This window comes from Iningainema tapete BLCC-T55 (assembly GCF_014698965.1).
Classification (GTDB): domain Bacteria; phylum Cyanobacteriota; class Cyanobacteriia; order Cyanobacteriales; family Nostocaceae; genus Iningainema; species Iningainema tapete.
On record NZ_JACXAE010000072.1, the window covers coordinates 507254 to 532269 of the forward strand.

General features: G+C 42.8%; 24 protein-coding genes. 13 read left to right on the top strand and 11 right to left on the bottom strand.

Annotated features, from left to right (window positions below; genetic code table 11):
- Window positions 1-123 precede the first annotated feature (123 nt).
- From fusA to ICL16_RS23365, 4 genes are all read left to right on the top strand, one after another.
- Window positions 124-2202, top strand: coding sequence for an elongation factor G (gene fusA, locus ICL16_RS23350; RefSeq protein WP_190832517.1), 2079 nt, complete (start codon window positions 124-126; stop codon window positions 2200-2202).
- 22 nt (window positions 2203-2224) lie between these two features.
- Window positions 2225-3454 (top strand): elongation factor Tu, encoded by a 1230-nt coding sequence (gene tuf / locus ICL16_RS23355; RefSeq protein ID WP_190832519.1) that lies wholly within the window; start codon window positions 2225-2227, stop codon window positions 3452-3454.
- Between the two features lie 97 nt (window positions 3455-3551).
- Window positions 3552-3869 (top strand): 30S ribosomal protein S10, encoded by a 318-nt coding sequence (gene rpsJ, locus ICL16_RS23360; RefSeq protein WP_008232935.1) that lies wholly within the window; start codon window positions 3552-3554, stop codon window positions 3867-3869.
- 219 nt (window positions 3870-4088) lie between these two features.
- A complete protein-coding gene (locus ICL16_RS23365; protein WP_190832522.1) occupies window positions 4089-4730 on the top strand; it encodes an LON peptidase substrate-binding domain-containing protein in 642 nt (213 codons plus the stop codon).
- 23 nt (window positions 4731-4753) lie between these two features.
- Here the strand turns inward: ICL16_RS23365 and pheA are convergent, their stop codons facing one another.
- Window positions 4754-5638 (bottom strand): prephenate dehydratase, encoded by an 885-nt coding sequence (pheA, locus tag ICL16_RS23370; protein ID WP_190832524.1) that lies wholly within the window; start codon window positions 5636-5638, stop codon window positions 4754-4756.
- Between the two features lie 108 nt (window positions 5639-5746).
- On the opposite strand from pheA, the gene ICL16_RS23375 reads away from it, so the two are divergent.
- Window positions 5747-6331, top strand: a complete 585-nt coding sequence (locus ICL16_RS23375) for a DUF1997 domain-containing protein (RefSeq protein WP_190832526.1) — start codon at window positions 5747-5749, stop codon at window positions 6329-6331.
- A 21-nt stretch (window positions 6332-6352) separates the two neighbouring features.
- Here ICL16_RS23375 and ICL16_RS23380 read toward each other — a convergent pair whose 3' ends face one another.
- The 4 genes from ICL16_RS23380 to ICL16_RS23395 form a co-directional block, all read right to left on the bottom strand.
- Window positions 6353-7033 carry a ribonuclease HII gene (locus ICL16_RS23380; RefSeq protein ID WP_190832529.1) on the bottom strand — a complete coding sequence of 227 codons (681 nt, stop codon included), beginning with the start codon at window positions 7031-7033 and terminating at the stop codon, window positions 6353-6355.
- 23 nt (window positions 7034-7056) lie between these two features.
- On the bottom strand, window positions 7057-9096 hold the full coding sequence (rne, locus tag ICL16_RS23385) for a ribonuclease E (protein ID WP_190832532.1): 2040 nt from the start codon (window positions 9094-9096) through the stop codon (window positions 7057-7059).
- Between the two features lie 496 nt (window positions 9097-9592).
- Window positions 9593-12205 (bottom strand): TIGR03960 family B12-binding radical SAM protein, encoded by a 2613-nt coding sequence (locus ICL16_RS23390; RefSeq protein ID WP_190832534.1) that lies wholly within the window; start codon window positions 12203-12205, stop codon window positions 9593-9595.
- Between the two features lie 94 nt (window positions 12206-12299).
- Entirely contained in the window at window positions 12300-12662 is a 363-nt protein-coding gene (locus ICL16_RS23395; RefSeq protein WP_190832536.1) for an STAS domain-containing protein, read from the bottom strand.
- A gap of 451 nt (window positions 12663-13113) precedes the next feature.
- Between ICL16_RS23395 and ICL16_RS23400 the strand changes: the two genes are divergently transcribed.
- Window positions 13114-13308 carry a hypothetical protein gene (locus ICL16_RS23400; RefSeq protein ID WP_190832538.1) on the top strand — a complete coding sequence of 65 codons (195 nt, stop codon included), beginning with the start codon at window positions 13114-13116 and terminating at the stop codon, window positions 13306-13308.
- A gap of 157 nt (window positions 13309-13465) precedes the next feature.
- Here the strand turns inward: ICL16_RS23400 and ICL16_RS23405 are convergent, their stop codons facing one another.
- Entirely contained in the window at window positions 13466-13804 is a 339-nt protein-coding gene (locus tag ICL16_RS23405; protein ID WP_190832540.1) for a hypothetical protein, read from the bottom strand.
- Between the two features lie 223 nt (window positions 13805-14027).
- Between ICL16_RS23405 and clpS the strand changes: the two genes are divergently transcribed.
- On the top strand, window positions 14028-14309 hold the full coding sequence (clpS, locus tag ICL16_RS23410) for an ATP-dependent Clp protease adapter ClpS (protein WP_190832542.1): 282 nt from the start codon (window positions 14028-14030) through the stop codon (window positions 14307-14309).
- Window positions 14310-14371: 62 nt separating this feature from the next.
- Window positions 14372-15211, top strand: coding sequence for a CPBP family intramembrane glutamic endopeptidase (locus ICL16_RS23415; protein ID WP_190832544.1), 840 nt, complete (start codon window positions 14372-14374; stop codon window positions 15209-15211).
- On the opposite strand, the gene ICL16_RS23420 is transcribed toward ICL16_RS23415, so the two are convergent.
- A complete protein-coding gene (locus tag ICL16_RS23420) occupies window positions 15186-15416 on the bottom strand; it encodes a hypothetical protein (protein WP_190832546.1) in 231 nt (76 codons plus the stop codon). The two genes, ICL16_RS23415 and ICL16_RS23420, sit on opposite strands and share 26 nt — an antisense overlap.
- A 543-nt stretch (window positions 15417-15959) precedes the next feature.
- Between ICL16_RS23420 and ICL16_RS23425 the strand changes: the two genes are divergently transcribed.
- Entirely contained in the window at window positions 15960-17396 is a 1437-nt protein-coding gene (locus tag ICL16_RS23425; RefSeq protein ID WP_337907102.1) for an MFS transporter, read from the top strand.
- Window positions 17397-17420: 24 nt separating this feature from the next.
- Here the strand turns inward: ICL16_RS23425 and ICL16_RS23430 are convergent, their stop codons facing one another.
- The 3 genes from ICL16_RS23430 to ICL16_RS23440 all read right to left on the bottom strand — a co-directional run bounded on the left by ICL16_RS23430 (window position 17421) and on the right by ICL16_RS23440 (window position 21152).
- The gene (locus ICL16_RS23430) at window positions 17421-18059 is read right to left on the bottom strand and encodes a pentapeptide repeat-containing protein (protein ID WP_190832549.1); all 639 of its coding nucleotides are present in this window, start codon (window positions 18057-18059) and stop codon (window positions 17421-17423) included.
- Window positions 18049-19404 (bottom strand): DICT sensory domain-containing protein, encoded by a 1356-nt coding sequence (locus ICL16_RS23435; RefSeq protein ID WP_190832551.1) that lies wholly within the window; start codon window positions 19402-19404, stop codon window positions 18049-18051. The genes ICL16_RS23430 and ICL16_RS23435 overlap by 11 nt, the downstream gene beginning before the upstream one ends.
- A gap of 155 nt (window positions 19405-19559) precedes the next feature.
- Window positions 19560-21152, bottom strand: coding sequence for a photosystem II high light acclimation radical SAM protein (locus ICL16_RS23440; protein ID WP_190832553.1), 1593 nt, complete (start codon window positions 21150-21152; stop codon window positions 19560-19562).
- 582 nt (window positions 21153-21734) lie between these two features.
- Between ICL16_RS23440 and ICL16_RS23445 the strand changes: the two genes are divergently transcribed.
- The 4 genes from ICL16_RS23445 to ICL16_RS23460 all read left to right on the top strand — a co-directional run bounded on the left by ICL16_RS23445 (window position 21735) and on the right by ICL16_RS23460 (window position 24063).
- Window positions 21735-22127 (top strand): DUF1830 domain-containing protein, encoded by a 393-nt coding sequence (locus ICL16_RS23445; protein ID WP_190832555.1) that lies wholly within the window; start codon window positions 21735-21737, stop codon window positions 22125-22127.
- Window positions 22128-22236: 109 nt separating this feature from the next.
- Window positions 22237-22692 (top strand): DUF4079 domain-containing protein, encoded by a 456-nt coding sequence (locus ICL16_RS23450; protein WP_190832733.1) that lies wholly within the window; start codon window positions 22237-22239, stop codon window positions 22690-22692.
- Window positions 22692-23234, top strand: coding sequence for a hypothetical protein (locus ICL16_RS23455; protein ID WP_190832558.1), 543 nt, complete (start codon window positions 22692-22694; stop codon window positions 23232-23234). The genes ICL16_RS23450 and ICL16_RS23455 overlap by 1 nt, the downstream gene beginning before the upstream one ends.
- A 67-nt stretch (window positions 23235-23301) precedes the next feature.
- Window positions 23302-24063: an ABC transporter ATP-binding protein gene (locus ICL16_RS23460; protein ID WP_190832565.1), complete on the top strand. Its 762-nt coding sequence runs from the start codon at window positions 23302-23304 to the stop codon at window positions 24061-24063.
- Between the two features lie 7 nt (window positions 24064-24070).
- Here the strand turns inward: ICL16_RS23460 and ICL16_RS23465 are convergent, their stop codons facing one another.
- Window positions 24071-25015 carry a S1 family peptidase gene (locus ICL16_RS23465; RefSeq protein ID WP_238360914.1) on the bottom strand — a complete coding sequence of 315 codons (945 nt, stop codon included), beginning with the start codon at window positions 25013-25015 and terminating at the stop codon, window positions 24071-24073.
- Between the last annotated feature and the right edge of the window lies 1 nt (window position 25016).

A 25016-nucleotide genomic window follows, 5' to 3' on the forward strand; every position in this document is an offset into this window, starting at 1 on the left:
ACGTCTCCACATATAACGCCAGAGGCATATACAAACACCTGACGGTTTTCCGTAAAAGTATAACAACTTTAACAAAGTGTAATATACAAGATATCATGAGCCAAAAACTAATAGGAGGCAGCTGTGGCACGTACTAACCCGCTAGAGAAAGTACGCAATATCGGAATTGCGGCGCATATAGATGCGGGCAAAACAACTACAACAGAGAGAATACTGTTCTACTCTGGAATTATTCATAAGATTGGTGAGGTTCATGAAGGAACCGCAGTAACCGACTGGATGGAACAGGAGCGGGAGCGGGGAATAACCATTACTGCTGCTGCCATTAGTACCAGTTGGAAAGATCATCAAATTAACATTATCGATACTCCAGGACACGTAGACTTCACAATTGAAGTGGAACGTTCTATGCGGGTGTTGGATGGGGTAATCACAGTTCTATGTTCTGTAGGTGGTGTACAGCCCCAAACAGAAACGGTATGGCGTCAAGCAGATCGCTATAAAGTGCCACGCATCGTGTTTGTGAACAAGATGGATCGCACAGGAGCAAACTTTTATAAAGTTTACGAGCAAGTACGCGATCGCCTGCGGACAAATGCCGTACCCATTCAACTGCCAATTGGTAGTGAAACCGAATTTAAGGGAATTGTGGATTTGGTGCGGATGCGAGCATACATCTACACCAACGATCAAGGAACAGACATTCAAGATACAGAAATCCCCGAAGAAATGCAGGCTTTGGTGGATGAGTACCGCGTCAAATTAGTAGAGGCGGTAGCAGAAACCTCAGATGACTTGATGAACAAGTACTTCGAGGGAGAAGAACTAACCGAAGCAGAAGTCAGCACAGCTCTACGCAAAGGCGCAGTCGCTGGTACTATTGTGCCAATGCTTTGTGGTTCTGCCTTCAAAAATAAAGGTGTGCAGCTACTATTAGATGCTGTAGTAGATTACCTACCAGCACCAAGTGAAGTACCGCCAATTCAAGGTACACTGCGCAATGGCGAAGCTGTGGAACGCCGTGCAGACGACAATGAACCACTGTCGGCGCTGGCATTCAAAATTATGGCAGATCCATATGGTCGCTTGACCTTCGTTCGTGTTTATTCTGGTGTGCTGAAAAAAGGTAGCTATGTCTACAACGCCACCAAGGACAAGAAAGAACGGATCTCTCGTTTAGTAGTTTTGAAAGCGGACGATCGGATCGACGTTGATGAACTAAGAGCAGGTGATTTGGGAGCCGCTTTGGGATTGAAAGATACCCTAACAGGCGACACTTTGTGTGATGAAAACTCACCAGTGATTCTCGAATCTCTATACATTCCAGAGCCAGTCATCTCGGTAGCGGTAGAACCCAAAACCAAGAACGACATGGACAAACTATCCAAGGCTCTGCAATCTCTGTCCGAAGAAGATCCTACCTTCCGTGTTCACGTCGATCCGGAAACTAACCAAACTGTAATTGCAGGGATGGGAGAGTTACACCTGGAAATTCTGGTAGACAGGATGTTACGAGAATTTAAAGTGGAAGCGAATGTCGGTGCGCCGCAAGTAGCTTACCGCGAAACAATTCGTAAGCCCGTCAACAGAGTAGAAGGTAAATTTATCCGTCAAAGTGGTGGTAAAGGTCAGTATGGTCACGTTGTGATTGACTTGGAACCAGGAGAACCAGGCACAGGCTTTGAATTCGTTTCCAAAATTGTTGGTGGTACTGTACCTAAAGAGTACATCTCCCCAGCAGAAGCAGGAATGAAAGAAAGCTGTGAAACAGGTGTTTTAGCTGGATATCCACTGATTGATGTCAAAGCAACCTTGATTGATGGGTCTTACCATGAAGTAGACTCTTCAGAAATGGCTTTCAAAATCGCTGGCTCAATGGCGATGAAAGAGGCAGTGATGAAAGCTTCACCCGTACTGTTAGAGCCTATGATGAAAGTTGAGGTGGAAGTTCCCGAAAACTTCCTTGGGGATGTTATGGGCGACCTCAATTCCCGTCGTGGGCAAATTGAGGGTATGGGATCAGAGCAGGGGCTAGCCAAAGTAACTGCTAAAGTCCCATTGGCAGAAATGTTTGGCTACGCTACTGACATTCGGTCGAAAACCCAAGGACGAGGCATCTTCTCGATGGAGTTTAGCAACTACGAAGAAGTACCTCGCAACGTGGCTGAGGCTATCATCGCTAAAAGCAAAGGGAACGCATAATTAAAAAAGGAAATCAGTATTAATGGCACGCGCAAAGTTTGAAAGGAATAAACCCCACGTTAATATCGGTACGATTGGCCACGTTGACCACGGTAAAACCACGTTGACAGCAGCCATTACCATGACCTTGGCAGCTCAGGGTAGAGCGGTAGCTCGGGCATACGACCAAATCGATAACGCACCAGAAGAAAAGGCACGGGGTATTACCATCAATACCGCTCACGTAGAGTATGAAACCGACAATCGGCACTATGCTCACGTAGATTGCCCCGGACACGCTGACTATGTGAAAAACATGATCACCGGTGCGGCTCAGATGGATGGTGGCATCCTGGTGGTTTCAGCAGCAGATGGTCCTATGCCCCAAACCCGCGAACACATTCTACTAGCAAAGCAGGTCGGCGTTCCTAACCTGGTAGTCTTCTTGAACAAAGAAGACATGGTGGACGATGCAGAACTGCTAGAGTTGGTAGAACTAGAAGTTCGCGAACTCCTATCTAGCTATGATTTTCCTGGTGATGACATTCCTGTAGTCATCGGTTCTGGTTTGCAAGCGTTGGAAAAAATGACCGCTAACCCCAAAACACAGCGGGGTGAAGATAAGTGGGTAGATAAAATTTACGAGTTGATGGATGCTGTAGATTCCTACATCCCCACACCAGAACGTGATGTGGATAAGCCCTTCCTCATGGCGGTGGAAGACGTGTTCTCCATTACAGGTCGTGGTACTGTAGCTACAGGACGTATTGAACGGGGTAAAGTTAAAATCGGCGATAACGTGGAACTTGTAGGTATCAGAGATACTCGCGCTACCACCGTAACCGGGATCGAGATGTTTAAGAAGAGTCTTGATGAAGGGATGGCAGGTGACAACGCCGGACTACTGCTGCGTGGTATCCAGAAAGCTGATATTGAACGGGGTATGGTACTTGCTAAACCAGGCTCTATTACCCCTCATACACAATTTGAAGGTGAAGTGTACGTTCTCACCGAAAAAGAAGGTGGTCGTAAGACTCCTTTCTTCCCCGGCTACCGTCCTCAGTTCTACGTGCGTACAACAGATGTAACTGGTACTATCAAAGCCTTCACCGCTGACGATGGCTCTGAAGCAGAAATGGTGATGCCCGGAGACCGTATTAAGATGACCGTGGAATTGATCAACCCGATTGCGATTGAGCAAGGAATGCGCTTCGCTATCCGTGAAGGTGGCCGTACCATCGGTGCTGGTGTCGTTGCTAAAATAGTCAAATAACATCTTTTCACCCTAAATTAATGGGAGCAGAGATGGTATAATACCTCTCTGCTCTTTTGTCTGACCACAACTCATCTGTACCAGGAAAATTAAAGAAATGGCAACGCTACAGCAGCAAAAAATTAGAATTCGCTTACAAGCTTTTGACCGCCGCTTACTTGATACATCTTGCGAGAAGATTGTAGATACTGCTAACCGTACTAACGCTACAGCAATTGGTCCAATTCCCTTACCAACAAAACGCCGCATCTACTGCGTGTTGCGATCGCCACACGTAGATAAGGATTCCCGCGAACATTTTGAAACCCGTACTCATCGTCGCATTATTGACATCTATCAGCCTTCTTCTAAAACTATTGACGCCTTGATGAAATTAGATCTACCATCAGGTGTAGATATTGAAGTTAAGCTGTAAGAAGTTGTCGTAGAGACGTTCCAGCGGAACGTCTGTACATTCGTCTGATAGTTAACTGTTAGCAAAAATTTTAATTGTCACAATATTAACAAAGCCCTGAGAAAAAATATATCTCAGGGCTTTTTATTAGGTAGAAAACTTTTAGGATAGAATGAAAATATATTACGGGAAAATCAGAGAATAAACATCTTTATTGAGTAAATTTATACAAAGGAAACAATGACATCTTATTCTCGAATTGCAGTACGCGAACTACCATTGTTCCCGTTATCGGAAGTAGTTCTATTTCCAACGAGACCATTGCCCCTGCATATATTTGAACCTCGCTATCGAATTATGATGAACACAATCTTGGAAAGCGATCGCAGGTTCGGAGTTGTGATGGTAGATCCACATAAAGGTACAATTGCTAACGTTGGATGCTGCGCAGAAATTATTCATTATCAAAGGCTGCCTGATGACAGATTAAAGATGTTAACTTTAGGACAGCAAAGGTTTCGCATTTTAGAGTATGTGCGTGAAAAACCATACTACGTGGGTTTGGTAGAATGGATCGAAGATGAACCACCACATAAAGATCTACGTCCAGTAGCAACAAACCTAGAACAACTCCTACGGGATGTTGTGCGTCTTTCAGCTAAGTTAACAGAAGAAGAAATTGAACTGCCAGAAGACTTGCCAGATTTACCCATAGAACTCTCTTACTGGGTAGCAAGTAAACTTTATGGTGTTGCCTCAGAGCAGCAAGCATTACTAGAGCTACAAGATACGAACGCTCGCTTGGAACGAGAAGCCGAAATATTAACTTCTACTCGTAATCACTTGGCGGCTCGTACTGTTCTTAAAGATACCTTGAATTAGTAGAGACGCGCCATGGCGCGTCTCTACATGGGTAAAACACTATAACTGCCAAATATTTTTAAGACTTCTGTATGAACTCTTAATTCGCTAAGAGCAGATTGCATTTGTGCTTCATTTACATCTGTTTCCGCATCAATAAAAAATAAGTATTCTCCGAGCGATCGCTTAGTTGGGCGAGATTCTATTTTGCTAAGATTAATACCCAATTTAGCAAAAATTTGTAGTGGTGTTACCAACGCACCCGGGACATTGGCAGGCAAACTAAACGCTAATGAGGTATGACTGGCAGGTGCTGTAGAGACGCGATTAATCGCGTCTCCACATGTAACGTCTCGACAAATTGCGTCTTTACTAACCACTAAGAAACGAGTACGGTTTTCCGCATAATCATTAATACCAGTAGCAAGTACAGGCAAATTATATAGTTGTGCCGCTCTTTGAGATGAGATTGCCGCTACTTTCAAATCTTGCTCCAGTAGCAGTAGTGATTCAGTTGTAGAGTTACTAGGAATTAACTGTACATGAGGAAGAAACCGTTCCAACCATCTTTGACATTGTGCTAAAGCTTGGGGATGGGAATAGACAATTTTGACATCCTCTAAACTCTGAGCGCAAGAAATTAAGGTATGGGCAATAGGTATTATCAACGCTTGGCGAATGTGTAAACTATCCAACTCCCAAAGTGTATCCAATGTCATAGTTACACTGCCTTCAATAGAATTTTCCACTGGGACAACAGCTAACTGTGCTTGATCTTTTGCTACCGCTCGTAGTGATTGAGCAATACTGGGATAAGGACATAAAACAGCTTCTAAGCCTGAATTTTTATTTAGCCAATTTAGGTATAAATTAGCAGCTTGTTCTGCATAAGTACCAGGAGGTCCTAGATGTGCAATGAGTGTGGTCATAGGGTTGTGTATAGTATTTTTTAAAATATTAAACTTATGTACTTCTACGGTAGTAAAGAAAATCTTTAAAAAAGATTAAAATATAGGAATTAGATATTTTATTCCTTTATGACAACCAAGTTTACTTCCTCCCTATCTGTTGACATTCCTGTTCCCGATCAGCCTATTCCCATTCAGCACTACCTGCGGCAGCCGCAACGTTTAGTTAATGCTTTAGTTGACCCCAGCCGCATCCAACAACTTTCTGCTGAAGTTTTTCGCTTAAAAATGCGTCCATTAAACTTTATGTCTCTCAGTATTCAACCTACTGTAGACATGAGAGTATGGGCAGAATTAAATGGAACAGTGTATTTACAATCGATTGGTTGTGAAATACTTGGTGTCGAATATATTAATCAACGCTTTTCGCTGACTTTAAAAGGGTATTTATCTGCTTGTGAGTCAAGTAATAATACTTATTTAAAAGGAAAAGCTGATTTAGTTGTGCAAGTAGATCTGCCTATGCCTATAACCTTGACACCCAAACCAATTTTAGAAGCGACTGGTAACGGTTTGCTCAAAAGCGTCCTATTAACAATTAAGCAAAGATTACTGCATCAACTCCTAGTAGATTATCGCCATTGGGTAATTTCACAAACAGCAGAAACCATGAAGGATAAAACAACAGATTTACCAATCCTAAATCCAGAGTAGAGACGTTCCGGCGGAACGTCTCTACACGATATTCTGGTCAAACGTCTCTACACGACACGGACCAAAAGATTGACGATGTAACGGCGAGGGACCGTACTTTTGTAGTGCTGCTAAATGACGAGGACTTCCATAACCTTTATTACGTTCCAAGTCGTACATCGGGTACTTAGCTGCCAGACGAAGCACCAAATCATCACGCCAAACTTTAGCCACAATGCTGGCGGAGGCGATCGAAAGCGAAAGCGAGTCTCCCTTAACAATAGTTTGTTGTGGTACTGGCAAATCTTTGACCAATTGATTACCGTCAATTAGACATATAGCAGGCTGTACTTTTAATTTAAGAACAGCCCGCTTCATTGCTAAGAGTGAAGCCTGCAAAATATTGATTGAGTCTATTTCCGCTAATGTGGCAAAACCAATTTTCCAGTCTACAGCTAGCGCACAAATGAGTTGCGCTAGCTGAGATCTTCTTTGACTCTTAAGCTGTTTACTGTCTTTAATGCCAGACGCTGCTAGATCCAATAAAGCACACTCTGGCAGTATCACGGCTGCTGCAACTACAGGACCAAACAGAGCGCCTCGCCCTACTTCATCTACGCCTGCAACTAGTCCTTGATCATGCGGCGCAGATAATTCTAGCCAACTGTGTGAATTTACAGATGTTGGCGTTTTAACTGCGCTCAGTTGCTCTGTTTTGACCATAAGCATTTCGTTACTTTCTGCGTTTACGTATTTTCTACAGCAGAAGAACGACGGCGAACACGACGCTTAGCTTCTCTGCTTTCGCTGTCATCCATTGCTACAGGAGCAACTGGTGGTTGAGTTACAGGTGGCGTGAATATCGGTTCTTCTTCTTCTTCTGGCTCAAATGTTTCTTCTTGGTTTCTAATTGGAGATGTAATGGTAGCTGTAGTTGTTTCTCTGGGCGATTCAATTGGTGTAGTTGGCGCTTGTCCTGGTCCTGTAACATTGATAATTACAGATTTAGGGTTTTTCACCTCCCGGTTTAACTTTATCAGTGGAGAAACACCCATTAAGGCATAAACATCTTGTTCCTCGGAAGGCATTTCTACAGTGACAATTTCCGGCGGTTCTACTACTGGCTTAATCGGCTCGATCTTAGTAGGTTTAGCACGCTCTGTTCTCTCAGTCCAAGAAACTTTGTTAATGCTTGGTGAGGGATGTTCTGAGATTGGATCTAGTTCTGGTTCATCAAAATCCAAATCTGGCTCATTTACATAACCGATCGGATTATGACCCACTCTTGGCTCTGAAATACCATTACCGCCATTAGCCAAGCGAGTACTGTGACGGGTACGGCGCTTTCCACCACGACCAAGTTCTTGATAACTGGGATGATTGAGTAAATTCAGAGCATTCTCTTCTGGTGTTTCTGCCTCATATTCCCCGTATTGCTCGTAAGGTTCTCGTGGTTCAGTTGACCGAACTACTGGTAAACGCGGTTCTTTCTGCGGTACAGACACAAAACGCTCTGGTAATTCTGTTGGTGTCGGCAATTTGTGTTCTGTTTCTCCAGGCAGATGAACGATATGCCCATTACCGCCACACGTGGGGCAAGTTTGACCAAATAATTCGTAAATATTTTGACCTTGACGTTTCCGAGTTAGTTCGACTAAACCTAGTTCGGTTAGTTGAGCAATTTGAGGGCGGGCTTTGTCGGCTTTGAGAGATTTGTTGAAGTGTTCAAGGACGTGTAATTGATCACGCCGCAATTCCATATCAATGAAATCTACGACAATCACTCCAGCAATATTACGTAAGCGCAATTGACGTGCAATTTCTGTGGCGGCTTCGCAGTTTGTCCACAAAACCGTTTCTCTTGCTGTTGCCGATCGCGTAAACGAACCGGAGTTGACATCGATTACCGTTAATGCCTCTGTTGGTTGGATAATGATGTAGCCACCACTGGGTAGATCTACTCTTGGTCTGAGGGCTTCTCTAATCGCCGCATTTATTCGGAAGTATTCCAGAATTGCCATGCGATCGCGGTGATGATCGATCAATAACCCTTGTGGTGTTTGTCCCCCACTCCAGTTCTGCAAATACTGTTTCACCCGCTTCAAACCAGTACTGGAATCTACCACAATCCGATTTACATCTGCGCCATACATATCTCGTAGTACGCGCTGGATAAAATCATCATCTCTATTGAGTAATGCTGGGGCGCGGGTTGATTGCGCTTCTTGCTGGATAATTTCCCATTGCTTTTGCAGCGCTTCTAAATCTTCTATGATCGTTTCTTCTTGTTTACCCTCAGCTTCGGTGCGTACCAACAAGCCCATGCCTGCTGGTTTAATCAAAATCGCCAAAGCTCTTAAGCGATTACGTTCGCTTTCACTTTTGATTCGACGTGATAAATTTACACCTCTTCCATAAGGCATCAGCACTACGTATCTTCCCGGTAACGTAATGTTACCTGTGAGCCTTGGTCCCTTAGTACCTGTTGGCTCTTTCATTACTTGCACCAACACTTTTTGTTGTGGTGTCAATAATTCAGTAATTGCGGCGGCTGTACGCCTCAGTCTGAGAGGTCCCAAGTCCGTGACATGAATGAAGCCATTCCGTTCTGGATCACCTATGTTAACAAATGCTGCATCTATCCCAGGTAGTACGTTTTCTACTACTCCTAAATATATATCACCAATTTGGTGATGACCCGTAGCAACAACTAGTTCTTGTATTTGGTCCTCGGAAAAAACTGCAGCAATTTGATGCTGTTCTGCTATAATTATCTGTTTCGGCATTCAATTTCCTCAAAAATTGGCAGCACAAAGTTGCTTCCGGGTTTTTATTCCTCTCACCCTACAAGCTGCACTCTTGGCTGATATTAAAAATCACTCTTTAGCTCCCCATAAATCAATTTTGGGGCTGAGAGCTTAATAACTCTTTAAATCCGTTTTCACAGAATTGAGCTATTAGCCCTTACCTTCGTCAAGGTTTAGATTTAAAGCATAGACAAAGAGTTGTCTCTTGGAGCTTTTTGTTGGTTACTGATTCACGAAGTAGCTATATAAAAAAGAGTGTTCTTTTATCTACTTTTTGCAAATCTTTCGATAAAGTCCTAGAAATTCACTCTTATATCTTGGCTCTCACACCCTGGGTAACAGGGCTATGAATCAGAATCACTCAACGCAGCGCCAGAAAATTTCTCTTCATCCCATTCTAACGCAACCTTGTGAAAAATCAATTCTTTTAATGTGCCACTAGAGGACAACCACAAGGTAAGTTGCCCTCCCTAATTTAAATCCCCAACATTAACTGATTGCGATGGATGTGCAACAGATGAAATTCTGCGCTTACCACTTGTTCTAGCATAAACAGAATTTGTTCGGGACGCAACACTGTGCCGTCTTGGCGACAGCTACCCACATATTTTAGGATAGCTGTTTCCCATAGGGAGCTTGTGTTAATTTCTATTAAGTCCAACTCAAATAGGCGCTCGCGCAGATTTACCTGCTGCGTTTTGCCTGATTTAGTTGTGTGTTCCATCCAAATCTCAGATGATGATTTTATTGTATCAATCCCAGCCTGCCAGTCTACTTTTGTTGCCGATTGTGAACAACTCACAGTAACCAGGTACTCTGCTGCTACTAAATGCGTCGCCGCACCAGGAGCTGATACATCCACTACTTGAACATCATATACAGGAATGTCTGGGGGTAGAGCAAACGTCAGCTTTTTGGTGAAATTTTCTTCATCAATTGCTTGAGTTAACTCAAAATCTACAATTTCACCACTGCTTGTTGCTCCTAGTGGCAAAGCACTGGCGATGGAAATACGGGGAGTGGGATGAAAACCACCAGTAAAAGCTACTGGTAATCCTGCCCGTCGCGCTGCTCGATCAAACAGACGCATCAGATCCAGGTGACTTACCAAAGCCATATTGCCCAGTTTACCAAACTTAACCCGTAGCCTCAGTGCTTTAGTGGTGTTTGGGACAAATTCACCTGCAAATTGAGGAATTGGTGGTGACTCAATCACAACATTGTGACCAAAATCAGTACCACACACTCCGCAATGAGAACATTCGGCAAAAGAACAGTCTGGTATCGTAGCAGCTTTTAGAGCGTTTTGCAACTCTTCTTGCAGCCACTTTTTATCAATTCCCGTGTTAATGTGGTCCCAGGGGAGAGGGAGATCATCTGAATTCCATTCACCGTTTTCGATTTGGCGGTATTTCCAATCTAAACCAGCTTCGGCAATTGCTTGTCCCCAAGCATTAAAAGCTTGTTCGACATTTTCAAACCAGGAATCCATGCCAGCGCCCAACTCCCAAGCACGACGTAACACGGGAGCGAGTGAGCGCGTGCCTCTACCAACAAAATCTTCCATTGCCGAAATTCGGACATCAGTGAAATTCACATGAACTCGTTTATTGCGGCGGAATGCTTGACGCAGTAAATGCTGCTTACGCTTAAATTCTGCTGTGGAAACCGAATGCCACTGAAATGGCGTATGAGGCTTAGGGGTAAAGTTAGAAATTGTCAAGTTAAATGACAGTGATTTTCTGCCTTCTACCTGACATTCACGCTGTAACCAGTTTACTGTTTCCGCGATGCCCAGTACATCCAAATCGGTTTCTCCTGGCAAACCAATCATGAAATACAACTTAATTTTATCCCAACCTTTTTCGCTGGCTGTTTTCACACCGCGCAGTAATTCCTCATTCGTCAAACCTTTATTGACGATATCCCGCATCCTTTGGGTTCCTGCTTCTGGGGCAAAGGTGATTCCCCCCATTCTAGTACCACCAAGGATATTAGCAATATTTTCGTCAAATCTATCTACTCGTTGACTGGGTAGAGAGAGGGTAATATTTTCATTTTTTAAGCGGTTTTTGATTTCCATCCCTACTGCTGGTAGAGATAGATAATCAGAACAACTCAGAGACAGTAAAGAGAACTCATTATAACCTGTCTTTTGCATTCCTTGGGCGATCGCTTGAACCACCTTGTCTGGTTCCACATCCCTAGCTGGGCGTGTCAGCATTCCTGGTTGACAAAAGCGACAACCCCTGGTACAGCCACGCCGAATTTCAATTGTCAGACGGTCATGTACTGGTTCAATGTAAGGAACCAAGCCAATGGAGTATGCTGGCATAGGGGTAGCAACTCGCCGCAAAATTCGTTTTGGTACATCTGGGCGATTCGGTTGAACCTCTCCAGAGGGGGGTTTCATATCGTAAAACTGAGGAACGTAAACGCCTGGTATTTGTGCCAAATCCAGCAAAAGTTTTTGGCGACTCAATCGGGCAAGTTTACCTTCCTCCAAAACTAAACCAATTTCTGGAAGTACCTCTTCTCCATCGCCCAAAACGATGAAGTCGAAAAAGTCAGCATAAGGTTCAGGGTTAGATGTCGCTGTTTGCCCTCCTGCAAAAATCAAAGGGTAAGTCGGGAGTAACTCTTGATTCTCCCCCACTCCCCTACTCCCCTTCTCCCCTACTTCCCTCTCCTTCCAAGTCAAAGGAATACCAGCCAAATCCAACATTTCTAAAATGTTGGTTGCACCGAGTTCGTAACTGAGGCTAAAACCTAAAATATCAAACTCACAAAGTGATCGCTTAGACTCTACAGCAAACAAGGGTGTATTGGTTGCCCTGAGTTTTGCTGCCAAGTCTGGAGCCGGGAGGTAAGCGCGATCGCATAACGAACGCGGTTGAGTATTTAAGATGTTATAGAGAATGACATGCCCTAGATTAGCTGCGCCAACTTCATATACCTCTGGGTAAGTTAATACCCAACGTATTGTTGCCGTATCCCAAGGCTTGTGAACAGCCAACAGCTCGTTACCCAGGTAACGAGCCGGCTTTAAAATATCCGGTGTGATTAATTTTTCTACTGCAACAGCCACTGTGTGCTTCTTTTCTCTACTTTAATTTCGTCTTCTCACCTCCAACCTTAGCATTTTTGAGCACAGAAATCAGAGGATTCCCCTCACTCGACTTCTACGCCAACACTAGCCTCTGATTCAAGTTCAGACAACTAGCCTCAAATGCTGCTTTACTTTCATGTATTTCAAATACCCGATCTAACTGGGTTAGTTCAAATATAATCTTCAATGATGGAGATACGGAACAAAGGCTAAAACCCTTACTTAAATTTTGCGCCAGCTTGAGTGCAGATACTAATGCCATCAAGCCGGCGCTGTCTAATGATTCTACTTGATTTAAATCTACTAGCAATATGCTGGTTTCATCTTCTGTCAACGCTTTGGTTAAATCGCGTTCAAATTCTAAAGCGTTGGCGGCGTTGATTGTGCCACAGGGAGACACAACTGTAACTTGTGGATAATTTAGTGCTACTTGCATTGTTAGATCCTATCTTAAAGTTGTCGAACTTTAAAGTTAGATGTATTTGACCATAATCTTTTTTCTCATACATCGACCATTTGTATTACTTTTCTTTGCTGAATCTTTACTGCTGTTGTCTTTCTATTAAAGATCTTTATAACCTTGAGAAAAACTGTATTCAAATATACTCTTTTCTGCTATCACTGAGAAAATAATTAACTTCAACAGCCGTAGAACCGATTGTAAAACAACGATACTAACGAAAAACCTGAGTTAGGCGAGGAAAATAGCTGATCTCATCAGGAAGAATACTTAAATTTTCCTTCCATAGGCAGATGACTTACTTGTTACCCAGCTTAATCAACATTTAATTTGTGATCCAAATCACTAACACACCCATACTCAGATCACATTTTTTACTGAATTAGGCATTGGATAATTAGTATTTAAAGACATCAGGTGAGTCGTTATGAAAACTAAGTACGTTATTCGTCAACTGGTAGCAAAAGCACTTGATATTAAAAAACTAACACCAGAAATAGAGAACGAAATCAATTCAGAATTAACTGAAAAAGGTTATATTTCTGACGTTGACTACGAGGCGTTGGAATTATTAATGGCAGAGATGGATGCTGGTAGAATTAAGTTAGTTCCCAGTTTTTAAATGCTAACCATAGATTTTTTTTATGCTTAGTCAGCTTAATTAAACAAAATAGATCAAGGAAGCTATCTACCTATCTTTTCTAGCGCTATAGTGCCATTCTAAATTAATCCAAAAATCTTGTCTTGAGCGCACACCACTAAAGTCTTTACCTGAATTTCTAAATTTTATACGCTTGCCAAACTTCGTGAATAAACTGATTGAGTTGGAATCTGGCACCAGTATCAGTGTTGAGCTTTGATAAGCTTTGAATTTCGCTCAACAAGCCAATTACTTCCGTATCTAGAGCGGGACGAAAAAAATTTATCGTCAAAATTAAGTCAGCGGCATCACGTAAATCCGTTACTTCGGGTATTTCCCCACAGTAGTTGGCAAGTAGTAAAGGGCGTACCCAGCATAGCTGGCGCGAAACCACAACTTGGATGACTTCTGCATACAACCTTCTGTGGTTATATTCTAAAGATACAATTTGTCCTGGTTGAAAGTCTGTGGAGTTCATGGTAGTTTACTCGGAGTAGCGCTAATTTTGAGTGTAACCCCAACTCCAACTGCTTGAAGAAGTCGCGGACATTACGCGCTAATGCGGCAGTCAAATTTATCCGCAAAAATTTTCATGGCTGAATTTTTGTATTAAAATGCTATACAATGAGTAAACAACTGTTAAGCTAACGCTGAGCAGATAGATCTGTTGTAGTCACAAAACGAGAAAAGAGCAAAGAACTGTGTCTGTCGAAACTATAGAGAAGCGTTCAACATCCCGTAAGCTAGCGCCTCGATATCGTGTGTTGCTCCATAACGATAGCTACAACACTATGGAGTATGTGGTAGAGGTTCTATTAAGCACAGTGCCAAACCTTACCCAGCCCCAAGCTGTCAGTATTATGATGGAGGCTCACTCTAACGGGTTAGCATTAGTCATTACTTGCGCTCAAGAACATGCTGAGTTTTATTGTGAAACTTTGAAAAATCACGGTTTGACTAGCACTATTGAACCTGATGAATAAAATTAATTAGCACTTTGCTGATTGCTTGACTACGATGGGCGGTTAGCTATTTGCAGCATCATATGAAAATCAACTTCTATCGTCTTGCCCAGCAGCCAGCCCCCATCAGGTTAATTTGCTTTACTTTGACTTTATTAATGCTGTGGTTGCCCATAGCTGTACCAATTTACTTACTGGTAAGGGATACAAATTTAATCACTATCTTGACAATTCCGCCTTTATATGTTGAGTTTGTGATCTTACTCAGACTATGGGGTAAATATGTCTATCAACAACAGAAGCTTCTACAACATTATGGTTTAGAGTTAACACGCCTTAATGGTGTAGATTTACTACATGGTTTGGCTACGGGATTGATTAGTATCGTCTTCCTTTTTGGGGTAGAAGGGATTTTAGGTTGGTTATGGTGGCAACAACCCAAAGTATTTCTTGTTAAAGTAATTTTAGAAGGGTTAGTTGTAGGTGTAGCCTACGGGTTTGCTGAGGAGTTATTATTCCGGGGTTGGTTGCTTGATGAGTTGCAGCGAGATTACAGCCCGACTACGACATTATGGGCTAATGCAGTTGCATTTGCTACATTACATTTTATTAAGCCTAAAGATGCCATTATTCATACATTACCGCAATTTCCCGCTTTGGTACTATTAGGGTTAACGCTGGTGTGGGGAAAGCGATGGAGCAGAGGACGCCTTGGCTTCCCAATGGGGCTGCACGGTGGTATAATCTGGGGTTATTACATTATTAATGTAGGCGAATTAGTCAAATATTCTGGTCAAGTACCCGATTGGGTAACTGGTGTGAATAATAATCCCCTCGCTGGAGTGATGGGGCTACTATTTTTGAGCGTACTAGCTTTGTGGATGAGGGCACAAGCATTTAGATATCCTCCCGTGGGAAGTTAGCCCATTCTTCACCCCGTGCTGCATCAATTTCAGCGGCTGTTGGTGCTTGCCCCAAATCAGCACACAAACCCCACAATGATTTACGGGGCGTAGGTGGTTTATCCATTAGCTCGCGTTCTATTTCAGGCGCAATTTGCTGAATCAAACGCACTTTGTCCCCTGTGGAAAGCTGCAATGCTTGGTTGAGAACTTCTTGTAGAGTCACAAGTTTTCCCCTACTTCACCTACAAAAATTCTAGCAGTGGATTTGAAATATACTCGACCTAGTTACTCAATTTTCAAAATTAAGGTACAGTAAGCATTCTCACCTACTCAAATAAAAAATATTCTGGTTTCTCATTGCCTAACTTATGGCAATTATGATTAAATATAAAATATAAAGATTTCATGAAGTTTAGCAACACAGTTTGATTTGTCAGATGGGGATGATATCGCCACCTTGTGTCCATTGTGTACACTGGACTTAGGACGATCTTCAGCTCACAAATTTCTTGTGCTGTCATTACCGCCCAATCATGATTTCATTAGCATAACTGCTGGTCAAAAAACCTTACTGGGCGAATACTTCCACAATTGATAGTAACTTTACCTGGCTGTAAATAGCTTTACATGTACCTCAGGATAGAATTTTAGATGTTGTGATAAATTGATTTATCTGGAGCGATGGCCAAATGTGATTCAGCTTTATGTCTACCAATTAAACTAGTTCACTAGTTGCTCATATAACTCAATAGTTGGGATACCAAGCGTGGATACCTTATCTGTTCCTATAGAAATACAATCACCTGTTGCTGCTGACTTAGCAGCAAAGAAAATTTCTAAGCAAGCCATTCGGACGAGCTTAAAAGCTTCTACCCTCGATGGAGTTTTTGCCACAATTTTTTCCAACATTGCTGGTGGCGTATTGCTAATTAACTTCCTACTTCAACTGGGAGCAACTCCAGTAGAAATTGGCTTTTTGTCGTCAATTCCGATGGTAATGAATTTCTTGCAACCACTAGGAGCCTATTTTGCTGATCGCACACAGAGCCGACGTAATTATATCCGAACACTGGTTGGTCTTTCCAGGCTATTATGGCTGGTATTAGTTGCGCTGATTGCTCTTTACAGTTGGTTTAATACTGATCCACACCTACTGGTAACCTCGACACTAATCATCATCTTCATTTGTAATATACTCAATGCCTTGGGTTGTTCCGCTTGGTTGAGTTGGATGGCGGTTTTGGTTCCTCAGGGCATACGCGGCAGGTATTTTGGCTTTCGTAATAGTGCCGTTAGCTTGACTAATTTGCTGGTAGTACCGTTACTGGGATTTGCTGTGTCGGCTTTGCCTGGTGACATCATCTCTGGTTACGGTGTACTGTTAATTGTAGGAGTAGCGATCGGGTTAGTAAGTTTGGGATGCCAAGGTTGGATGACGGATGTAAATCCAGTTTCCAGCCCCTGTGTAGATTCTCAGGCGCAACAACAAGAATCTGACAACCAACCAGAAATCAGTATCCTGAAAGATACCAATTTCTTGAAGTTTCTCCTTTATGTTGGGTTGTGGATGTTTGCAGTGAACCTCAGTTCACCGTTTTTTAATCTTTACATGATGAAAAATTTGGCTTTAGACCTAAGCACAGTCACAGTTTACACCAGTTTAGTATCTGGGGCGAACATAGTAATGCTCAGGTTTTGGGGCAAGTTAGCTGACAGAATCGGGAATCGTCCGTTACTGTTATTAGTGGGAATTCCCATCGCCATAACACCCGTATTGTGGTTTGGGATTGGGGCTGATTCAGTTTCGGTGTGGGTGTGGCTACCACTGATGTATCTGTTTTGGGGTGGTTTCGGGGATGCGATTGACTTGTGCTACAACAATCTTCAAATGTCCTTAGCATCAGAAAATCGTCGTCCTTCTAAATATTTTGCGCTCACTGCAGCAGTTAGCGGTGTTGGTGGTGGCTTAGGTTCAACAATGGGCGGCTTTTTAGCTGGGTTGGATATTACAGGAGGCTTACTGGGATTATTTGCTCTTTCAGCTATTGTGCGATTAATTGCTTTATTACCTTTGGTATTTGTGCATGAAAAGCACAGTCAGCCAGTTTTTCAAGTGCTACGAAATCTCCTACCCTTTAAGCCAGAGCAAGTTGAGGCGATCGGTGAACAGAAGCCAGAAGTGATCGTTGCTCTGGTAAAATAATTGTGAGATAATATACGATTTGAATTACGAAACAGTCGCTACCACTGTTCCTCTTAAACAAGTTTGATCTAAATTAACACCATTCAAAGAAGCGCCTTCCAATTCAGCACACAGTAAATTTGCCCTTGTCAAAGTTGCCCCGGCAAGATTCGCCCCACGCAAATCAGATTCTTCTAGGTTCGCTTCACTTAACAACGCGCCTTGCAAATCTGCACGACTCAAGTCAGCACCTTTGAGATTTGCGCCTGTAAGGTTTGCACCACGTAAGTCAGCGCCTCTGAAGTCAACGCCTTGTAAGTTCACACTCATTAAATTAGCACCACTTAAAAAAGCACCAGCAAAAGATACCTCACTCAGCCTTGCCCCCATTAAGTTAGCACCACGTAAATTGCTACCCCGCAAATCAGCACCTGTCAAATCAGCTTGCATTAAATTAGCGCCCATCAAATTTGCCCGCAAATCTGTTTGCTGAAGGTTTGCTCCCATCAAATTTGCGCCTTCTAAATGCCCACCTTCTAATTTAGAGCCAGTGAAATTTGTCCCCACAAGGGTAGCGCCAGCAAAGTTAACGCGGCTTAAATCAAGTTTTGATAAATCCTCGTCTTCTAAATCTGTTCCTGGCAGTTGTTTGAGTTTTCCCGATTTAATTGCTTCAATATCCATTTTCGCTCTCCCATTGGGCATCAAGCAACCACATTCCTGTGCTAACTTTAGGTTCTATCGCTACTAACTCCAATCCCTGTTGCAAACCCATGACTAATAAAGATAGGGTATCTACTAGTTTAGGATCAAAGCGACGGGATTGTTGTTGGCACTCTGCCAAAGCTTGAGTAAATATTTCTTCACGACTCAATTGAGATGTTTTTTTCTGATTGACTCGCCACTGAAATTCTGCTACTATTGCCAAAATTCTTGATTCTAGGGGAATTTCGTCTCCTGCTAAACCACCCGGCTTGCCTGTACCATCCCACCATTCGGTTAGATGAGTAATAATTTGTGCTACTGCCCGCAATCTTGGCATTGTACGCAGTACTTGCGCACCTGGTACTAAGGGACAAGTCAATGGACAAGTGGATGTATCTTCTTGATAGTAAGTGGAAGTACCTGTGGCGATCGCACTTTCTGTTGTTTGCAATGGATCAATCCGATGCAGCCAACCCGCGAGTCGCAGGCGTTTAATTTGCCACGCGGGAAGATTTAAAAGTTGTGCCATTGTTTCGCATAGTGCGACAATTTCTGCTGCTGCTTGTGGGTTGTGAAGATCTGTAGCATCGATAATTTCTGCCATCCGAAAAAATGCTTGAATTTCGTTAGAAATCAAGTTACTGTCTAGTTCAGCAATGCGAGTTGCTGTGGGGACGGTTAGTTTTGCTTGCCCTGTTTGAAGGTAGTCTACTACACGGGAGACTACTGGTGCAAGGTGATTTGTTGTGGCGATTGGTGTTGGTAGGGGGAGGAGGAGTTGTGCTAGTTCGGGGTTGTATTTTTTGATGTGGGCGAGCGCTAATTCTGCTGTTTGTTGTACTAGTTCTGGTACAAATGTCCACAAACCATAAAATTTCCGCTCTATGTCCGATGCTGGTAATCCGGCTGCCCCATAATCTGCTGCTGATAATTCTTGACAAATTACCATTGCTGTGTATTCTGGAGATATAATAATTAAGTGCCACTCCTGTGCTACTGGATCGGCTGGGTTTAATTCTACTAGGTCTACGTTGGGTAAGGCGCTGGTGGGATGATCTTTGAAGCCAGTGTCGGGGGCTGCCATGATGGCTATATGACGGGATTTTTGGGCAATGTCTGCGTAGCGATCGGCTTCTTGCAGATACCATTTGCCTTGTTGGAAGGCTGTGATGACTAGGGGTTTACTGTTGTCGGTGAGGATGTGATCTTCTAGGGCATGGCATAGGGATACTAGGGTATTTTTGTAGTATACGCCAAATCTAATTGGTGTTTTGCTATGCGAATGGGCTGTTTGTAGTTGTTGGAGTAGTGAGCCTTGTAACATTTTTAATGAACCGCCAAGACGCCAAGGACGCTGAGGAAGAGAGGAAGGAGGGAGTTTTTTAGCCTGCTCCGGCAGAGAGAAGTCCTGCAGGAGGGTTTCCCTCCGTAGGGAACTTCGGAGCTTTGTTTGTGTAGCCCCAGGTTTGAACCTGTGGGTTAGGATAGGTTGACGAGTTGTTTTTGTTTGGTTTCGATTGGGGCGGTTAGTGCTTGTTCTAAGTCGGCACTACCGAGTTTTTGTTCGAGGATTTTCATGACTTCGCGTCCGAAGTCGTTGGGGTTTTGTCGCCATGCTTGTAGGCAGACGGAGCCGAAGAAGGAGCCGAGGGGTTCGGGGTTCCAGAGGAGTTTTCTGGCTGTCCACGGCATGTGGCTCATGGGGTTGTATCCTGGTTTTATGATACCTTCTTTGAAGGCGTATTCTTCTAGGTGGGTGTGGGGTTGTAGTCCGATGAAAAATATGGCTGGTTCGACTTTATCGGCTCCAAAGATACTTTCTAGTTCGCGATGGTAGGCGATGGTTTGGCGAATTGTTTCGGGACGTTCGTCTATGACGTTGAAGGAGTAGTTGACGGAAACTATGTCGTTGAATCCTGCTGCTTTTAAGTCTCGGCAGTTTTGTAGTACTGTGCGCAGGTTGTAGCCCATGCGCATTTTCCGTACTAGTTCTTGGGAACCACTGGTGATGCCGATTTCAAAGTAGTTCATTCCGGTTTTTACCATTAAGTCACACAATTCTGGTGTGAGGTTGTCGGCACGGATGTATGCTGCCCAGTGAATGTCTGTCATGCCGGAATCAAGAATTTTTTGCAGTAGTTCGACGGCATCTTCGATGAATCTTCGCGCTGGGATGAATTGGGCGTCGGTAAACCAGAAGTTACGAATGCCGCGATTATATAGTTGTCGCATTTCCGCTACGACTTCTGTTGCCGGGTTTATACGTACTTGTTTTCCTTCGACAACTGTGTAAACACAATAACAACAGTTGTGGGGACAACCGCGTTTTGTTTGTACGCCGATGTAGAAGTCTCCTTCGTTCAAGTAATAGTTAAATTCGGGCCAAATGCTTTCGATATAGTCGTAGTTACAAGCGGTTTTTTCTAGTGGTGTGGGTTGTTCGTGAATTAGGCGATCGCGTGGTTGATTTTCTCCGACTACGTAACAGCGTTCATCTTTGAATTCTCTTCCGCTTAAAAGTTTTTCTAGCAGGGTTTCGCCTTCTCCTACAGAAATAATTGTCCCAGTGGGCAAGCTTTTTCCTAGCTGTTCGTAAAATACGCTGACTGCACCACCACCAACAATGAGCTTGGTTTGTGGGTTATGTTTTTGAGCGCGTTTTAAACCCCGCTTGATTAATCCTAAGTTCCGCCATAGTTCTCCATAATAACTTGTCAGAACTCGTAGTCCTCCTAATGCGCCACGTAATTTAATTAGGGGATTCTTGGCGTAGAAGATTTCAAATGAGTACTGTAATGGGTTTCCGCCTCTTCCCCCTACCGGAGCATATATTTGAATATCTCGCCACGAAAAGACTAGTAGTGTTGGTTTAAATTCATCTATACACCGATCTAGTGCCTCTGCATAGTCCAATGGTGGTACGCACCCCAAATCAAAAATGCGCTGAGATATGCTAGGTAACAGTTTGTGGACGTGATCGCTTAAATAGACAACCCCTATGGGAAAGATTGGGTTACAAGGAAGTCGAACGTAGAGAATTCGGTTTTCGTTTAGTGGTGTTTGTACTTCCATCTTGTTTTTGTTCTACTCTTGAGTATTGGTAATCTCAATGTCTTAAAGTTTGTTTTAATTTTTCTTCTCTACTACTATGATACTTGACATTCAAGTATATTCTTGCTTACCAATAATCTTTTTTTGCCGTGAGCGGCAGAGTAAAACCGGATAATTTTTTTATTTGGATAGTATCTATATGTCGATATATATCAAGGAAGTATTTTTGCTATTCTTCTACAATAACACTCCAATTTATTACTTAGCTACGAACTCACGTGTTTTTTGAGGAGCAAGAAAACAAAAATGTCTATTGTGGTTAAGAAGGAAAACTGCGCTCAAACAGCGATGCCAAATTTTTCTGGCTTTTGGTTCTAGCTGATTTTTGGTGTAATCTACCAAATATGAGCGCTGTTCGTGCTCTAATATATAATTGCAGAAAAAGCATAGATTTTTACAATAATTTCATAAGACAGAAATATCTTAAGATATAAATAATGTAAAAAAGTTCAGTTGGTAGTCGGGGTTACAGCATCCGGGGATCAGCCGATGCTAATTTTGCTTTTGTAATGTAAAATTGTGGCGTAAAGCTCCTCAGCAGTTATGGCTCAAATACTAGATCCTCTACCACCTGAGCAATCGGGAAAATCTCTCTGCTGCTATGTGAATGCCACGAGCAAAATACAGGTGGCACGCATCTCGAATATCCCTAATTGGTACTTTGAACGGGTTGTATTTCCCGGACAAAGGCTGGTTTTTGAAGCCCCTAGAGTTGCTCAACTAGAGATTCACACCGGGATGATGGCAAGCGCAATTCTATCGGATAAAATACCGTGCGATCGCCTTGCTATGCAAGAACCTAGCAGTTATGAGTTGCAAAACTCAGAACAGCCAATACACCCAAACCATAAAAAACCAAATGTCCAGTCAATTAGCACCAAAACCGGAGATACAATAAAATCTTTAACAGTCGCTGGTTTAGTCTACGTTGATTAAAAAAAACAATTTTGTTAAATTTGTGGGTTGCTAAATTCAGCAGCCCTTTTTTATTGATAGAGACGTTCCGCCGTAACGTCTCTACATCCCCCCACATATAATAATGAATATGAATCTACCTTCTTTCCTTTGGTTGTGGAAAATTGCCGCTTGGTCGATGGGCTTGTCGCTGCTAGCCTACTTACTATTAGCTGTCACCGGTATATGGATGTATCTTGCCAGAACTTCACTCAATTCTTTCATCCCGAATTATATAGGAGGAAATAAAGAAGTAAGTTCTCTCCACTACATAATCGGCACTTGTATGGTTAGCTTAGTCCTGCTTTTACTACTTATAGGTATTATAGGTACTTTAGGACACTTTGGCTCCTTAGGACACTCATTACACCTGTGGGCAGGTTTAACAAGCGTGTTCCTAGTTTTGCTTTCCGCTAGTAGTGCAACATTAATCAGCAAAACATCTTGGGCTAGATCTATTCATATCGGTGCTAACATTGCTCTGTTAGTCAGCTTTATCTGGGTTTCACTCACTGGCTGGAGTGTAGTACAAAAGTATTTACCCTAATGACATCACCTTCTATTTTTCGCCTGTCTCCTCTAATTAGAGTTACTCTTTTAAGTTTGTATGTAGCACTTACAGTACCATTACCTTTTTTGTCTCAGGTAACAGGTGCTTCTGTACCACCAGCACTACTTTGGGTAGGTATTAGTATTGGTTTAGTTGCTCTGTATGCAGCATTGAGCGAACGTGTTATTCTAGATGACCAAGGAATTCAGGTAACTTATCCCTTTTGGGTACCACGTTTTTTCCGTAAGGGTTGGTTATTACCTTGGGCGGAAGTGAAGGAGTTAAAACCTCGCACTACTGGTCAAGGAGGACTTGTATACTACTTTCTTAGTCAAGATGGAAAAGCTTATCTACTGCCGATGCGTGTGGCAGGATTTGCCCGGTTGGTGAAATTTGTGCAGGAAAAGACGGGGATAGACACTACGGATGTGTATCCATTAGCGCAGCCGTGGATGTATCTTATTTTACTGGTATTTACTCTACTGCTACTATTAGTTGATGCTTGGACTATTACTACGGCTTGGACTATTAGTGGTTAAAATTGTAGCAGTGAGGGGCGGGCATCTTGCCCGTCCTAATTTAAATTAATTACCTATAAATCTAAACTTGGATAATGTCATTCCTAAAGCTCAGTTACGGCTAGAGCAAGTTAATGTTTTTACAAAGCTGAAAACTCAGCAGACAGGATACCCTATATTACAAGATATTTCTTTTGAAGTATCTGCTGGTTCGCGCATTGCAATTACCGGAGCATCTGGAGCAGGGAAAACTTACTTATTACGTCTATTGAATCGTCTTAGCGATCCAAGTAGTGGCAAAATTTTTTTAGAAAACCAAGAGTATCGTCAAATTCCTGTTTTGCAGTTACGCGCCTGTGTGACACTTGTACCGCAAGAGTCTAAGCTATTGGGCATGACTGTTGAGCAAGCTTTGGCTTATCCTCTAGTTTTACGCGGGTTGAATAAACAAAATATTCAGCAACGCATCAGTCATTGGGTAGAAAAATTGCACATTCCCAATGATTGGTTAGGAAGAACTGAAGTGCAACTCTCCGCAGGGCAAAGACAGCTAGTGGCGGCGGCTCGTGGCTTGGTTATTCAACCAAAAATTCTGTTATTAGACGAACCAACTTCTGCTTTAGATGTCGGTACAGCAACGCAATTAATACAAGTTCTAATTGATTTAAATCAAAATCATCAAACTACCATTCTGATGGTAAATCACCAACTCGATCTCGCTCAGATGTTTTGTACCAGGCTGTTGCACCTCCAGCAAGGGAAGTTAGTCGCAAATCAAACAGCGTCGGTAGTAGACTGGACTAACTTACGCACAAGTTTGCTCCAAACACAAGAGGATTTTGAACTTTAGATTAACATCACCACGAGTTACCAATCGGAGAAGGTGTCTGCACCGACTCGACGGTTGTATTATCTTCTTTACGAATATTTATAGGTGACGGGGCTGGAGAAGAACTATTTCTACGACTTCTGACAGTAATAGTTGTATTAGATACACCAGGTTGTGAGCTATCATATTTAACACCTAGTTTTTGAGTTGCATTTGACACTAATTTCAAAAAAGTCTGACTCGGAATACCTAAGTTAAATCCGGTTTTACTTGCGAGTAACGACGAGTGGCTACCTCTTTCTTCTCTGTCGCCTTTACCGTGAATACCCACAACCCGTCCTGATACATCAAATATAGGACTACCACTCATCCCCACACGGGTAACATTAGTATAAACAATTGCATAACCATTTTCAACTACTTCTTTTTCGCCCTCCACAGTATCTCCATCTAAACGACTGGAAACCAAGGATGAGGTGAACTGAAAGACACGCTTTTTAATCGCCGCACCGGGTTGGGGAAATCCGGCAATATACACACTAGCACCCTCAGTTGTGTAATTAGAATCACCAATAGTTGCCGTTTGATAAGTGCGATCGCTCCTAAATCGCACAATTGCCAAATCTACCCCAGGCAATTTCTGAATATCTTTCCGTGTGGAAATCGCTATCTTTTGGCGTTGTTTTTTCCCGTCTTGAGGCAAAGGTGTAACAATTTGATATTCATCATCTAGGTATTGGACAACGTGAGCTGCGGTTAGTACCACATAAACATTCTTTCCTTGTTCTTTGTAGCGCCCAATCATAACGCCAGAACCAGGAGAATTAACCGTAGGCTCAATCTGTACAACAGTAGATTTAGCAATATCAGCTACTTGAGTTGGCAGCAAAGCATCAAGAGCGTAAGCCGGACTTGCTACCACTACCATCACGACGCCAACAAAACACCCAGATAGGGTATATCTATTTAACATT